The 14,149-nt window shown below is 63.2% G+C and carries 12 protein-coding genes; 8 read left to right on the forward strand and 4 right to left on the reverse strand.

What is annotated here, in order from left to right:
* Positions 1-68: 68 nt before the first annotated feature.
* The 3 genes from E4M07_RS04680 to E4M07_RS04690 all read right to left on the reverse strand — a co-directional run bounded on the left by E4M07_RS04680 (position 69) and on the right by E4M07_RS04690 (position 2,794).
* Entirely contained in the window at positions 69-1,292 is a 1,224-nt protein-coding gene (locus tag E4M07_RS04680) for a TCR/Tet family MFS transporter (protein ID WP_136657108.1), read from the reverse strand.
* A 22-nt stretch (positions 1,293-1,314) separates the two neighbouring features.
* Positions 1,315-1,812, reverse strand: coding sequence for a xanthine phosphoribosyltransferase (gpt, locus tag E4M07_RS04685; RefSeq protein WP_136657109.1), 498 nt, complete (start codon positions 1,810-1,812; stop codon positions 1,315-1,317).
* Positions 1,813-1,954: 142 nt separating this feature from the next.
* The gene (locus E4M07_RS04690) at positions 1,955-2,794 is read right to left on the reverse strand and encodes a universal stress protein (RefSeq protein WP_136657110.1); all 840 of its coding nucleotides are present in this window, start codon (positions 2,792-2,794) and stop codon (positions 1,955-1,957) included.
* A 289-nt stretch (positions 2,795-3,083) separates the two neighbouring features.
* Here E4M07_RS04690 and E4M07_RS04695 point away from each other — a divergent pair, with 289 nt between their 5' ends.
* Positions 3,084-3,236, forward strand: a complete 153-nt coding sequence (locus E4M07_RS04695) for a DUF1127 domain-containing protein (protein ID WP_136657111.1) — start codon at positions 3,084-3,086, stop codon at positions 3,234-3,236.
* 59 nt (positions 3,237-3,295) lie between these two features.
* Here E4M07_RS04695 and E4M07_RS04700 read toward each other — a convergent pair whose 3' ends face one another.
* Positions 3,296-4,057, reverse strand: coding sequence for a competence/damage-inducible protein A (locus E4M07_RS04700; protein WP_136657112.1), 762 nt, complete (start codon positions 4,055-4,057; stop codon positions 3,296-3,298).
* A gap of 78 nt (positions 4,058-4,135) precedes the next feature.
* Here E4M07_RS04700 and E4M07_RS04705 point away from each other — a divergent pair, with 78 nt between their 5' ends.
* The 7 genes from E4M07_RS04705 (at position 4,136) to E4M07_RS04735 (ending at position 13,848) form a co-directional block, all read left to right on the forward strand.
* Positions 4,136-5,068 (forward strand): LysR family transcriptional regulator, encoded by a 933-nt coding sequence (locus E4M07_RS04705; protein ID WP_206057169.1) that lies wholly within the window; start codon positions 4,136-4,138, stop codon positions 5,066-5,068.
* 111 nt (positions 5,069-5,179) lie between these two features.
* On the forward strand, positions 5,180-6,007 hold the full coding sequence (locus E4M07_RS04710) for a putative hydro-lyase (RefSeq protein WP_136657113.1): 828 nt from the start codon (positions 5,180-5,182) through the stop codon (positions 6,005-6,007).
* A gap of 57 nt (positions 6,008-6,064) precedes the next feature.
* Positions 6,065-7,114, forward strand: coding sequence for a TRAP transporter substrate-binding protein (locus tag E4M07_RS04715; RefSeq protein WP_136657114.1), 1,050 nt, complete (start codon positions 6,065-6,067; stop codon positions 7,112-7,114).
* Positions 7,115-7,172: 58 nt separating this feature from the next.
* The gene (locus E4M07_RS04720) at positions 7,173-7,736 is read left to right on the forward strand and encodes a TRAP transporter small permease (protein WP_136657115.1); all 564 of its coding nucleotides are present in this window, start codon (positions 7,173-7,175) and stop codon (positions 7,734-7,736) included.
* 1 nt (position 7,737) lies between these two features.
* Positions 7,738-9,021: a TRAP transporter large permease gene (locus E4M07_RS04725; protein ID WP_136657116.1), complete on the forward strand. Its 1,284-nt coding sequence runs from the start codon at positions 7,738-7,740 to the stop codon at positions 9,019-9,021.
* An 88-nt stretch (positions 9,022-9,109) separates the two neighbouring features.
* Positions 9,110-12,706 carry a hydantoinase B/oxoprolinase family protein gene (locus E4M07_RS04730; RefSeq protein ID WP_136657117.1) on the forward strand — a complete coding sequence of 1,199 codons (3,597 nt, stop codon included), beginning with the start codon at positions 9,110-9,112 and terminating at the stop codon, positions 12,704-12,706.
* Positions 12,707-13,107: 401 nt separating this feature from the next.
* Positions 13,108-13,848 (forward strand): hypothetical protein, encoded by a 741-nt coding sequence (locus E4M07_RS04735; RefSeq protein WP_136657118.1) that lies wholly within the window; start codon positions 13,108-13,110, stop codon positions 13,846-13,848.
* Positions 13,849-14,149 lie beyond the last annotated feature (301 nt).

Genomic DNA, 14,149 nt, shown 5'->3' on the forward strand with positions numbered 1-14,149 from the left:
CACTCCTCCCAATTTTGTTCAACCCTGAAATAGATAGGATTGGCCGGCCGACAATGCCAGTGCGGATCTCAGTCCGCGGCCGGGGCGAGGACGACCCGCCGCGCGGCCGAGGCGAGCGCAATGAGGAACAGCAGCGCACCGACCAGGAACCAGATGCCCGGAAGGTTGACGATCGGCGAGGGGCCGGAGACATGGGCCAGCATCATCGAAGCCGACAGCGGCCCGGCGATGATCGCCACGGAACCGATGCTGGCAAGCACGCCCTGCAGAAGGCCCTGATAATCGTCCGGCACGGTGCGTGAGCAGATGGCCTTCAGCGCCGGCTCCGCCAGTGCGCCGCCGACAATGTAGAGCGCGGTCAGCGGAAACAGCATCCAGCCGCGCTCGGCAATGCCGAACAGAAAGAGCGCGACGATGGCGACAAAATAGCCGAGCAGCACCACGCGGCGCTCGCCGAGCAGGCGCACGGAAGGGCCGACAAGCAGGCCCTGAACGATGATGAACATGACGCCGACAAAGGCCAGCGACAGCGCCGAGTCGCGCAATGTCCAGCCGAAGCGGAAATCGGTATAGAGCACCCAGATCGCCTCCAGGCCCCGGGCGGCGACGGCGGTCAGGAACAGTGCCAGGAAGAGCGGCAGCAGGACCGGGAAGCGGGTCATGTTGGCGAGCGCCCCGACCGGATTGCTCTTCCACAGCCGACCGACCGGGCGCCGCTTCGAAGGATCGAGCGATTCCGGCAGCAGGAAGTACCCGTAGAGCGTATTGCCAAGACTGAGCAGCGCCGCGGCGACGAATGGCAGGCGGATATCGATCTCGCCGAGCAGGCCGCCGAGCGCCGGCCCGGCGATGAAGCCGATGCCGAAGGCAGCGCCGACAAGGCCGAAATTGCGGGCCCGGTTCTGCGGCGTCGAGATGTCGGCCATATAGGCGTTGGCGGTGGTGATGGTCGCGCCCAGCACACCGGAGATGAGACGCGCGGCCAGCAGCCACCAGTAGTCGGGTGCGACAGCGAGGATGGCGTAGTCGATCGCAAGGCCGGTCTGCGACAGGAGCAGCACCGGCCGGCGGCCGAAGGCGTCGGACAGATTGCCCATCAAGGGCGAAAAGAGAAACTGCGCCAGCGCGTAGGCCGAGGCGAGCAGGCCGTACTGGAACGCGGCGGACGAGATGTTGCCGCCCTCGAAGGACTGCACCAGCTTGGGCAGGATCGGCCAGGCGAGGCCGACGCCCAGCATGTTGATGACGACGACGACGAATATGAATGCGACAGAGGCCTTTGTGCCCTTCACGGTACGCTAAACCAGACTTAAACTAACCGGCGTGGTCCTTGGCGATGGGCTCCTGATAGGCAAAGCCCATGTCCCACGGAAAATAAATCCAAGTATCCTGGCTAACCTCCGTCACGAATGTGTCGACCATGGGACGGCCCTTGGGTTTTGCGTAAACGGTAGCGAAATGCGCCTTCGGCAACATGGCGCGAACGATTTCGGCCGTCTTGCCGGTATCGGTCAGGTCATCGACGATCAGCACATCCTCGCCATCGGCGGACGACAACTCCTGGCAGATTTCCTTCAGCACGGTCATTTCGCCCTGGCTGGTATAGTCGTGATAGGAGGCGACGCAGACGGTCTCGATGACGCGGATATTCAGCTCCCGGGCGACAATCGCCGCCGGCACCAGCCCGCCGCGGGTAATGCAGACGATGCCGCGCCACTTTTTCTCCGAACCCGAAATGCGCCAGGCCAGGGCCCGCGCGTCGCGGTGGAACTGATCCCAGGATACGGGGAAGGATTTTTCGGGAAGGGACATGGCGGGGGCACTCCTGGCGCAAATCTGGCGTCAAAGCCGCGTTGATCTCGTGCCGCGGCTTTAGCCGGGAATGCAATAGCAGCGCAAGAGGCCGGCCCAGTCAACCGCCAGGCCGGCCTGCCGGATCAGCTGTCCACGCAGATCAGCGTGACATCAGCGTCAGGTTCGGCATCGACTGCAGCATGGTGCGGGTCACGCCGCCGAACAGGTATTCGCGCAGCCGCGACTTGCTGTAGGCGCCCATGACCAGGAGGTCCGCGCCCGTGTCGGCCATGCGGTTCTGGATGATGGCGGCGGCCGGCAGTCCATCGGAGATTTCCGTGTTGACGGACACATTCGCACCGTGACGGGTCAGCGCCGCGGCGATCTCGGCGCCGGCCATGGCCTTGCTCTGCTCGGCGTTTTCCTCCGGATCGACGGAGAGGATCTCGACGCTTTCGGCGGCGGTGAGGAGGGGCAGGGCGTCCCATACCGCGCGGGCCGCCTCGCGCGAACCGTTCCATCCGACGATCGCCTGTTTTATGGGCTCGGCCTTGCGGTTGATATAGGGAACGAACAGGACCGGGCGTCCGCCCTCGAGCACCAATGCCTCCAGGTCGGCGAAATCCTCTTCCTTTTCCTCCTCGTGCTGGCGCACCACAACGATGTCGGCGCAGCGCGCGCTCGACAGCGCCGACAGGGCGTTGTCGCCGGACAGCGAACGGATCGGCCGCCATTCCCAGGAAACGCCTTCGCGCTCGCATTTCTCCTTGAACTTCGCGCCCATTTCGCTCATGCGCACGTCGATCTCTTCCTGGTCGACATTGAAGACGCTGGCGTCGGGGATCTCGATCGGCGCGGCGTAGGAGACCTTCACCGCGGCTTCCGCATGCAAGCCGATCAGGTGCGAGCCGAAGGTGCGTGTCAGCTGCAGCGCTTCGTCCAGAACATGGTCGCAATCCTCTTCGCTGCGCAGGATCACCAAAACGGTCTTGTAAGGCATGCTCGTCTCCCTCGGGTCTCAGATAAGAACGCGGCTGCGGGCGGTCCGCCCCGCGATCCGGTGGCGGTACCTTTACAGATATAGCCCTCCGGCGCGTTGATTTCTGTCAATTCGAGCACGACGGGCCTAGTGCTTTCGTCGCATGGTCTCCGCGCCGGCGCCTGCGCGTTGTGCAATGCAAAAAACGCAGAGCTCCCTTGCAGACAAAACACTGCAAATTCAGCACCTAACGCCCCATATGGCGTTACGAATTACACGAAACGTGGACCAGCCGGAAAAGGAAAACAAAATGAAGTCCGTATTCAAGAACCTGCAGCAGCGCCGCGCCCACAACCGGGCCTGCCGCGAACTCAGCAACCTCTCGGATCGCGAGCTTGCCGATCTCGGCATCTTCCGGGCCGACATTCCGAGCGTCGTCGCAGGCAACCGCCACCTCGACTAACCGGCAATGAAAGTTGCACAATCAGACCGCCCATTCGCTGGGCGGTTTTTTTGTGTCCGCTACCGCTGCACCTTGGTCGATTGCGCGGCGCTGATTTCGGAAAGCATTGCGTTGACCGCCAGCACAGCCCTGTCGATGGCCTCGGTGTCGCGGGAGCGCACGACGATCTGCGTCGAATAGGTCTCGCCGTCGAATTTCGGGTAGGAGCCGATGACCGTATCCGGATGATCGTTCTGGATGGCCTCGAGGCCCTCGCCGATCGTTCCTTCGCCGTAGGGGCAGTCGACAATCCGAGAGTGGATGACCGCACCGGTTTCCAGCCGCGGCAGCAGCCAGTCGAGCATCGCCTGGAAAATCGAGGGAACGCCCGCCATGACATGGACATTGCCGATGGTGAAGCCGGGGGCCACGGAAACGCGGTTGCGGATATGGGCGGCGCCGCGCGGCATGCGCGCCATCCGCTTGCGGGCCTCGGTGAACTTCATGTCGCGGGCCTCGTAGACCGCGCCCATGATCCTGAGCGCCTCGTCGTCATATTCGCACGGAACGCCGAAGGCCGCCGAGATCGCCTCGGCGGTGATGTCGTCATGGGTCGGGCCGATGCCGCCGGAGGTGAAGACATAGGTATAGCGCTCGCGCAGCGCGTTGACCGCGGCGACGATGTCGGCCTCATCGTCGCCGACGATGCGCACTTCCTTCAACTCGATGCCCGCGGTTGTCAGCATGTCGGCAAGGTGCGCGATGTTCTTGTCCTTGGTCTTCCCGGAAAGCAGTTCGTCGCCGATCGCGACCATTGCCGCCGTTACGATTTTTTCTGACATGCGTACCCTTGTCCTCAACGCCGGTTCAGCCCTCACAGGTAGCGCGCATCGGGACGGCCCGCAAGAAGATGTGGCCGAATGTGCGGAACGGTGTATCTTGGCGGCGCCGATATCGACCGGAAAGAAGCGATGACTTTTGAGCAGCTTAGGACTTTTCTGTGGGTGGCGCGCCTGGGCGGCGTGCGTCGTGCGGCCGAGCAGATGAACCTCTCGCAGCCCGCGGTCTCGGCGCGGATCGCGGCGCTGGAAACCGCACTCGGCGCTACGCTGTTCGACCGCGCGCAAAGCGGCATGCGCCTGACGAAACGCGGCGATAAGCTGCTGGGCTACGCCGAACAGATCCACCGCATCCAGGAGGACATCAAGGCCGATATCGTCGATCCGGCGGGGCTCGAAGGCCAGTTGCGGGTCGGCGTGTCGGAAACCGTCGTGCAGTCCTGGCTCCCGGAATTCGTGGCCGGCCTGCGCGCGGAATACCCGCTGGTCGATGTCGAGATCACCGTTGACGTTTCGCACAATCTGCGCGACCAGCTTCTGAACCGGTCGTTGGACCTCGCAATCCTCATGGGGCCGATCTCCGAATTCAGCGTCGACAATATCGAGCTGCCGTCGTTCGACCTTGCCTGGATCAAATCGCCTTCGCTGCGCTTCGACGGCGCGGATACGGAAATCCTGCGCACCACGCCGGTCATTACCTATGCCCGCAACACGCGGCCCTATCAGGACCTGAAGGTCAAGCTGCTCGAACGCTATGGCGGCGATGTGCGCCTGTTTCCCGCTTCGTCACTTTCGGCCTGTATCCGCATGGTGGCGACGGGCCTCGGCGTCGGCGCCTTTCCCGTCCACCTGATCAGGGGTCAGATCGAAAGCGGGGAGCTCGAGGCCTTCGATCCGGGCTGGCGGCCCGATACGCTGCGGTTCACCGCATCGTATCTGGGCGAGCCGAAAAGCCACCTCGCGGAGCGGGCGGCGCATATCGCGCGGGACGTCGCGACCGCCCATATGGGATGATCACAATTTTCGATCAAAAGTGAAAGAAAATTACAATTTGACGTGATCATGCCAATTGCGAATGATCTGTGACCAACCAAAAGCCGGACGGCCGGCGTCACAGAGGCACGCATGACATTGGCGCAAAACTACGACGAACTGCGGAACCTGCCGACGGCATCGCTGCGCGAGATCATCCGGTCCGGGCTATACAGCGGCCACACGGCCGGGCTGGCGCCGGGACGCCTGCAGGCCAACATCGTTATCCTGCCCGAGGATTTTGCCGTCGACTTCCTGCGCTTTTGCCAGCGCAACGCCAAGGCCTGCCCGCTCGTCGGCGTCTCCGACAGGGCGAACCCGATGATGCATACGCTGGGAGCCGAGATCGACATCCGGACCGACGTTCCGTCCTACCGGATTTACCGCGATGGCACGGCGCAGGAGGAAGTCTCCGACATTCGCGAGTACTGGCGCGACGATCTCGTGGCCTTCGCGCTCGGCTGCTCGTTCACTTTCGAGCGCGCGCTGATGGCGGATGGCATCCGCCTGCAGCATATCGAGAAGAACATCACGGTCCCGATGTACCGCACGTCGATACCGACCGAGCCCGCCGGGCCTTTTTCCGGAGGCGTCGTTGTCTCCATGCGGCCGATCAAGAGGGACGATGTCGAGCGGGCGGCCGCCATATCGGCGCGGTATCCGTTTGCCCATGGCGGGCCGCTGCATGTCGGCCCGGCCGAGGCGATCGGCATCGATGCGCTCGACCGGCCGGACTGGGGCGAGGCCTGCACGATCGGAGACGACGAGGTGCCGGTCTTCTGGGCCTGCGGGGTGACGCCGCAGAACGCCGTGCTGAACGCCCGTCCTCAGATCTGCATCACCCACAAGCCGGGCTGCATGCTGATCACCGATATCGATGAGAGCCAGGAAGTTCCGGTCTACAGGCCGGCAAATGCGTAATCCACGAAGCAACGTGAAATGACAGGAAACCGGATGATGAAGGAAGGAGCACATCCCATGAAACTCTTGAAAACACTCGCCGCCGGCGTTGGCCTTGCCGCCATGCTCGCGACGGCGACCCAGGCTGCCGACAAGCCTGTGACCGTGAAGGCCGTCGGCACCTGGGGCAGCCTTACGAACTACCAGAAACACGAGGGCCCGTTCTGGAACGACCATATCAGCGAGGCGACCGGCGGGCAGATCGTCGGCGAGATCAGGCCGCAGACGGAACTCGGCCTGAAGGGCTTCGAGATTATGCGTCTCGTCAAGAACGGCGTCTTCGACTACGCCTTCGGCCTTCCGGGCTACGTGGCCGCGGAGAACGCCGTGTTCGAGGGCGCCGATCTTTCGTCGCTGACCCAGGATATCGAGACGCAGCGGAAAGTTGCCGAGGCCTATTTCCCGACCCTCGAGAAGGCCTTTGCCGAGATCTACAACGCCAAGCTCCTGCAGCTTTATCCGTTTCCGAGCCAGACGCTCTGGTGCAACGGTGAGGTTTCCGGCCTCGATGACCTCAACGGCAAGAAGATCCGCGTCTATGCGACGACGCTGGGCGATTTTGTCGAAGGTGCCGGCGGCACCTCAGTGACCGTGCCGTTCGCCGAGGTCATTCCGGCGCTCGAGAAGGGCGTCGTCGATTGCGGGATCACCGGAACCATGTCCGCCTACAAGGCCAAGTGGCACCAGGTGGCCACCCATGCCTACACGCTGCGCGTCGGCTGGGGCCTGGCGTTCGGCGCCATGAACATGGACAAGTGGAATTCGCTTTCGCCGGATCAGCAGGCGACATTGAAGAAGGAACTCGACACGCTGACCGATGCCATGTGGATGGAAACGGCGACGGAAGACGAGGTGGCGATTTCGTGCATCACAGGCGGGGCCTGTGAGATCGGCGAGCCGGGCGCCATGACGCTCGTTTCCCCGAGCGACGCCGACCTGAAGCGGCGCGACCAGATCGCCAGCGATGTCGTGCTTGCCCGCTGGGCGGAGCGTTGCGGCGAGGAATGCGCCAGGAACTGGAACGACACCGTCGGCTCCATTCTCGGCATGAAGGCCGAAGCCAAATAACAAACTGCCAAAGACCACGGCCGGCTTTTCCGCCGGCCGTGTATCCGGGGAGGAAACCATGTTGGAAAAGTCGTTGCTGCTTTCTGAGCGGCTGAGCCGGGTCCTTGTGTGGACCGGCGGTGTCCTGATCATCGGCTCGGCTCTGCTCGTCACCGTGGAAGTGGCCTTACGCAAGCTCTTTAATGTCAGCATCGGCGGTGCCGACGAGCTTTCGGGCTATGCCTTCGGCGTCGCGACGACGCTCGGTTTCTCCTTCGCCCTTTTCGAACGGGCCCACATTCGTGTCGATGCGCTGTTTCCGTTTTTTCCGGGATGGCTGCGGACATTCAGCAATTTTCTAGGCCTCGTCCTGCTGGTCGGCTTCGCGGGGGTCGTGACCGCCATGGCCTGGTCGCTCGTCGCCGACACGCTCGATCACGGATCGCGGTCGATCACACCGATGCGCACGCCGCTGGCAATCCCGCAGATACCGTGGCTGTTCGGCTGGCTGTTCTTCGTGTTCTGCGGCGTGCTGATGGGGCTGGTCGCCCTGGTGCGCCTGCTGCGCGGCGATGCCGCCGGCGCCAATCTGCTCATCGGCGTAAAGTCGGTGGAAGAGCAGATCGAGGACGAGGCGGTCTGACATGCTTGCCAAGACCCTTCTCATTCTGATTGCGCTGATCGCGCTCGCCGTACCGGTTGCCGCCTCGCTCGGCTGGCTCGGGCTGACGCTGCAATATCTGGAAAGCCCCATGCCGCTGCACCGGGCGCTCGGCGATATGGTGTGGCAGACGGGCACCGACTTCCTGCTGGTCGCCATCCCGATGTTCGTGCTCCTCGGCGAAATCCTGCTGCGCGCCGGCATCACCGAGCGCATGTACGAGGGCATCGTGCGCTGGGTCGGCTGGCTGCCGGGCGGCCTGATGCATTCGAATATCGGATCGAGCGCCCTGTTCGCGGCAACGTCCGGCTCGTCCGTTGCGACTGCCGCGACCATCGGCACCGTTGCCGTCCCGCAGATCGAAAAGCGCGGCTACAACGAGCCGCTGTTTCTGGGAACGATCGCCGCCGGCGGCACGCTCGGCATCCTGATCCCGCCGTCGATCAATCTCATCCTTTACGGGCTGCTGACCGACACGTCGGTGCCGGAGCTTTACTTGGCCGGCTTCATTCCAGGCTTCCTGCTGGCAAGCCTGTTCATGGGCACGGTCGTGTTCCTGTGCCTCGTCCGGCGCGGCTGGGGCGGTGAGGCGATCCGCACGGACTGGGGCGCGCGCTTGGCGGCGCTGCCGGCGCTTATTCCGCCGATCGGCATCTTTCTCGTCGTCGTCGGCTCGATCTATGCGGGTCTCGCCACGCCGACCGAGGCCGCTTCGCTGGGCGTCGTTGCGGCGATGATCCTCGCGGCACTCAACGGCAAGCTCACCTTGACCATGCTGCGCCACGCGGTCGAAGGCACCATGCGAACGACCTCGATGATCATGCTCATCATCCTGGCGGCAGTGTTCCTGAATTTCGTGCTGTCTGTCATCGGCCTGACGACGGCACTCACCGACTTCGTCTCCGGCCTCGGGCTGACGCCCTTCCAGACGATGTTGCTGATCATCGCCGTGCTCGTGGTCCTCGGCTGTTTCATGGAGACATTGTCGATGCTGCTGACGACGGCGCCGATCATCACGCCGATCGTCATTGCGCTCGGCTACGACGCCGTGTGGTTCGGCATCTTGCTGATGGTGCTTTTGGAGACGGCGCTGATCACGCCGCCGATCGGTATCAACCTCTACGTCGTTCAGGGCATTCGCGGCCGCGGCGAGATCGTCGACGTCATGAAGGGTGCGGCGCCCTTTGTCATTACCATGTTCGCGATGATCGCGCTGCTGCTTGCCTTTCCGCAACTGGCACTCTGGCTTCCGTCGCTGGTCTACTGATACCGGCGGCGCGCCGACAGGCTTGATCGAGAACGAAAAATTGCAGACGGTGGACGTTACGGTCCGCCGAAGAATGGAGATATGCCATATGTGGCAGTTCTGGATAGACCGCGGTGGGACATTCACCGATATCGTGGCGCGCAAGCCCGACGGATCGCTCGTCACCCACAAGCTGCTTTCGGAGAATCCCGAACAGTACAAGGATGCCGCCGTCCAGGGCGTGCGCGAGCTGATCGGCGCAACGGGTGGCGCGCCGCTTCCGCTGTCGACCATCTCGGCCGTCAAGATGGGCACCACGGTTGCCACCAACGCACTGCTTGAGCGCAAGGGCGATCCGACTCTGCTGCTGATCACCGAGGGGCTCGGCGACCTTTTGCGCATCGGATACCAGAACCGTCCGCGCCTGTTCGATCTCAAGATCGAGTTGCCGGAACTCCTTTATTGCGACGTCGGCGAGGTGCGCGAACGCCTCGATGCCGAGGGCAACGTGGTGACGCCGCTTGATCTCGAGACCGCGCGCATCGCGCTCGAGCGCGCCTACGGCAACGGCGTGCGCGGTGTCGCCATCGCCTTCATGCACGGATACCTCAACCCGCGGCACGAGCAGGCGGTCGCCGCTCTGGCGCGCGAGATGGGCTTCACGCAGGTTTCCACCAGCCATGACACCAGCAAGCTGATCAAGCTGGTCTCGCGCGGCGATACGACGGTGGTCGACGCCTACCTCACGCCGATCCTGCGCCGCTATGTCGACCAGGTTGCCGATGCGCTCGATGTCGAGGGCGGGGCCTGCGAACGGCTGATGTTCATGCAGTCCAGCGGCGGCCTGACCGACGCGCGGCTTTTCCAGGGCAAGGACGCGATCCTGTCCGGGCCTGCCGGCGGCGTCGTCGGCATGGTCAAGACCGCGGGGCTTGCCGGGTTCGACAAGCTGATCGGGTTCGACATGGGCGGCACGTCCACCGATGTGTGCCACTATGCCGGCGAGTACGAGCGCAGCTTCGAGACCGAGGTCGCCGGCGTGCGCATGCGCGCACCGATGATGAACATTCATACCGTTGCCGCCGGCGGTGGTTCGATCCTGAGCTTTCGCGACGGCCGCTACCAGGTCGGCCCGGAAAGCGCCGGCGCCAATCCCGGGCCGGCCTGCTACCGCAGGGGCGGGCCGCTGACCGTCACCGACTGCAACGTCATGCTCGGCAAACTCAACCCGGACCATTTTCCGCACGTCTTCGGGCCGCACGCTGACCAGCCGCTGGACAGTGAAATCGTGCGAAAGAAATTCGCCGAAATGGCACAGGACATTGCCGACCGGACCGGGCTGGAGCCGTTGTCCGCCGAGGAGACGGCGGAGGGCTTCCTGCGGGTGGCGGTCGAAAACATGGCGAACGCCATCAAGAAGATCTCGGTGCAGCGCGGCTATAACGTCACCGCATACACGCTCAACTGCTTCGGCGGCGCGGGCGGACAGCATGCCTGCCTCGTCGCCGATGCGCTCGGCATGACATCGGTCTTCATCCACCCCTTCGCCGGGGTCCTTTCAGCCTACGGCATGGGCCTTGCGGAAATCCGGGCGATGCGCGAGGTGCAGTTCGACGGCGAAGTGGGTGACGCGGGGCGTGCCCGCAAGGTGCTCGACCGGATCGAGCGTGAGGTCCGCGCGGAGGTGGCGGAACAGGGAGTTGGGGAAGGCAATATCCGCACCGAGTTGCGCGCGCACCTGCGCTATGCCGGTTCCCACCAGACACTGGAGGTGATGTTCGGTACGCCGGCGGAAATGCAGGACCGCTTCGATGCCGCGCACGAGGCACGCTACGGTTTCGCCTCGCCGAGCCGGGAGCTTATTGTCGACATGCTCGCCGCCGAAGCCATCGGGATGGCGGAGGCCGCGTCCGATGCGCTGGCGGCCGGCCGGCTGGAAGATGCAATGCCGCGCGCGACGGTGCGCATGCGCAGCGACGGGGAATGGACCGATGCGCCGCTTTACGAGCGCGACGACCTTTGCGTCGGTCAGATCGTCGAGGGTCCTGCCATCATCGCTGAGCGGACGGGCACCAACGTGGTGGAAAAAGGCTGGCAGGCCCGCATCGACAATTTCGGGAACCTGGTTTTGACGCGCGTGGTCGAAAAGGTCCGCCAGGCCGCACTCGGCACCGGGGCCGACCCGATCATGCTGGAGGTTTTCAACAATCTCTTCATGTCGATCGCCGAGCAGATGGGCGCGACGCTGGCCAACACGGCCTATTCGGTCAACATCAAGGAACGTCTCGATTTTTCCTGCGCGCTGTTCGACGGCTCCGGCGGCCTGGTGGCCAACGCACCGCATGTTCCGGTGCATCTCGGTTCCATGAGCCAGAGCGTGCGCACGGTTCTGGAGATGAACCGCGGCAAGATCCGCCCCGGCGACAGCTACATGCTGAACGACCCGTTCGAGGGCGGCACGCATCTGCCGGACGTCACGGTGATAACGCCCGTCTTCGACGACGCGGGCAGGGAAATCCTGTTCTTCGTCGGATCGCGCGGCCATCATGCCGATATCGGCGGGCGCACGCCGGGATCGGCGCCGCCGGACAGCCGGCATATCGATGAGGAAGGCGTCCTGATCAGTAACTTCAAGCTGGTCGAGGCCGGCCGGCTGCGCGGCGACGAGACCCGGGCACTGCTCGGATCGGGCCGTTATCCCTGCCGCAACATCGACCAGAACATGGCCGACCTGGAGGCGCAGATCGCCGCCAACGAAACTGGCGTGCGCGAGGTGCGGCGGATGATCGGAACCTACGGGCAGGATGCGGTGATCGCCTATATGGGGCATGTCCAGGACAATGCGGAGGAATCGGTCCGGCGGGTCATCACGCGCCTGGAGAACGGCCGCTTCACCTATCCGCTGGACAGCGGCGCGAAGATCAGCGTCGCGATCACGGTGGACCCGGACGCCCGCGAGGCGATGATCGATTTTACCGGCACATCCCGTCAGGACGAGGATAACTACAACGCGCCCGCTTCGATTTGCGCCGCCGTGGTCCTTTACGTCTTCCGCACCCTGGTCGGCGCCGACATTCCGATGAACGAAGGTTGCCTGAAGCCGCTGAGGATCATCGCCCCGTCCGGAACGATGATCAATCCCGACTATCCCGCAGCGGTTATCGCCGGTAACACCGAGGTCAGCCAGTCGATCGCCGACTGCCTTTACGGTGCACTCGGCGTCATCGCCGGCTCGCAGGGCACGATGAACAATTTCGTGTGGGGCAACGACCAACTGCAGAACTACGAGACAATCTGCGGCGGAACCGGGGCAGGGCCGGATTTCACCGGCACCAGCGCTGTTCACTCGCACATGACGAATACGCGGATGACCGATCCGGAGGTCCTGGAAAAGCGGTTCCCGGTGCGTGTCGATGAATTCGCGATCCGCCGGGGATCCGGCGGCAGTGGTGCCCATTCGGGCGGCGACGGCATCGTCCGCAGGATGCGGTTCCTCGAGGCTATGACGGTGACGACGCTGACCTCGCACCGCGAAACGCATCCGTTCGGCATGCACGGCGGCGAGGACGGCGCCTGCGGCGAGAACAGCGTGCTGCGGGGCGACGGACGGGAGCAGACGCTGGCGGGCAACGATCACACCGATGTGCTGCCCGGCGATGTGTTCTGCATGAAGACGCCGGGCGGCGGCGGCTGGGGTGTCGGCTGACCGCGATGGGTTCGAAATGCGGCGGTTTACGTTTCATTGTGGATGATGAAAGGGCGGAAACAATGCGTCTTGACAACCCGGGGTTGCGCACTCATAAACAGTACACCACGTTATTTCCGTCTCGTGGTTGAAAGGCCGGGCGCGACCCGACGCCCCAATGCCGGTTTTAAACCCGCCGGCCGACTCGGTCCGCCCGGCCGCACATTAAGAAAGATCGCACCGGAGGCGCCCAAATCGCCGCCAAATCGCCGATTTGTGGACTTCCCGGTTTCCGGAATATCTCAAATGCAAACGCTTCCGGTTTCTATGCATTATGCATAATTAACGTTAAGCCCATTCTTTAACTCCCCTGAAATTGTACAGGTTTTACCAGACGGCTATACTTCAGCGAACGTGTTTGGGTGACCTTTATGCAAGAATATTTGGAACCGATAAATCGGGTGGCGGGGCATTACCGCTCGAAGATCGAAGAGCTTGGTCTGGAGTTGCGTCATTCCACCGACTTCGAACTCTTTATGGACGAGACCGAACGCATGGGCTTTGAGCCGACGCCGCATTTTGCGCCGCGCTTCAACGCGTTTTTCCGCGACGAGGCCTTTTGGGTCGGCATCTACGACCAGGCCAAGTGCGTTGCCACGGTGGCCTGCAAGCGCCAGCCGCTCGGTTCGGAAACGCTTGCCAGCTACGCCAAGCGATCGTGGACGCGCTACTACACGCCCGATTCGAAAAACCCGGTCGTCTTCCAGAAGGACCAGAAGCCTTTCCTGGAGCGTATGCGCGGCACGCTGTGTTATTGCGGCGAATACCGGGTGCTTCCGAAGTTCCAGAAACAGGGAATCGGACAATTGCTCGCGGCCTACATCAAGCCGGCTGCCTGGAGCTACTGGCCCGAAACGGATCTCTTCTACATTTTCATGGAAAACAAGGATGTTCGCAGCGGCCTGATGGCGGCGATCGAACTGTCTACGCAGATAAAGAATGCGCTGCAATGGGTGCAGCACCCGAGCCAAGCAAAACATGATTATTGGCTCGGTGCGATAAACCGAAGCGAATTTCTGGGCTGGCTGAAGGACGAACTGCGCAGTCCAGCTGTTCAAGCTCCGAGTATGTCGCCAGAAATGGAAAACCTTTTGGTGTCCTGATCATTAGGACCAGCCGCCGGTATTCCAGCTGAAAGCGCTTGCCGTCCCGGAACGTTTCATAGGTGACGTGCTCGAGGACCGGCTCGCCTTCACAGGCTTTCAAGTAGGCGGCGGCGACCGCGTCGCTGCCGCCGCCGGCATTCAAGTCATTGCGCCATCCTGTTCCCATCACCCGTCCGGCCAGCGAACGCTTTCCGACATGGGTGATCTCCGGAATCGCCGTTTTCATGGGCATGCCGAACAGAACAAGTTCGTCGGCCATGCCGAACAGGCTCGCGTGCAGGCGTTCATCAGCGCTGCC

It is taken from the genome of Nitratireductor sp. XY-223 (genome assembly GCF_004959855.1).
Taxonomy (GTDB): domain Bacteria; phylum Pseudomonadota; class Alphaproteobacteria; order Rhizobiales; family Rhizobiaceae; genus Hoeflea_A.

What these genes read in the sequence shown, in the direction of transcription:
- E4M07_RS04715 (WP_136657114.1), top strand. Translation starts at nt 6,065, where the DNA reads ATGAAACTCTTGAAAACACTCGCCGCCGGCGTTGGCCTTGCCGCCATG.
- E4M07_RS04725 (WP_136657116.1), top strand. Translation starts at nt 7,738, where the DNA reads ATGCTTGCCAAGACCCTTCTCATTCTGATTGCGCTGATCGCGCTCGCC.
- E4M07_RS04690 (WP_136657110.1), bottom strand. Translation starts at nt 2,794, where the DNA reads ATGCCTTACAAGACCGTTTTGGTGATCCTGCGCAGCGAAGAGGATTGC.
- E4M07_RS04710 (WP_136657113.1), top strand. Translation starts at nt 5,180, where the DNA reads ATGACATTGGCGCAAAACTACGACGAACTGCGGAACCTGCCGACGGCA.
- E4M07_RS04705 (WP_206057169.1), top strand. Translation starts at nt 4,136, where the DNA reads ATGTGCGGAACGGTGTATCTTGGCGGCGCCGATATCGACCGGAAAGAA.
- E4M07_RS04695 (WP_136657111.1), top strand. Translation starts at nt 3,084, where the DNA reads ATGAAGTCCGTATTCAAGAACCTGCAGCAGCGCCGCGCCCACAACCGG.
- gpt (WP_136657109.1), bottom strand. Translation starts at nt 1,812, where the DNA reads ATGTCCCTTCCCGAAAAATCCTTCCCCGTATCCTGGGATCAGTTCCAC.
- E4M07_RS04700 (WP_136657112.1), bottom strand. Translation starts at nt 4,057, where the DNA reads ATGTCAGAAAAAATCGTAACGGCGGCAATGGTCGCGATCGGCGACGAA.
- E4M07_RS04730 (WP_136657117.1), top strand. Translation starts at nt 9,110, where the DNA reads ATGTGGCAGTTCTGGATAGACCGCGGTGGGACATTCACCGATATCGTG.
- E4M07_RS04720 (WP_136657115.1), top strand. Translation starts at nt 7,173, where the DNA reads ATGTTGGAAAAGTCGTTGCTGCTTTCTGAGCGGCTGAGCCGGGTCCTT.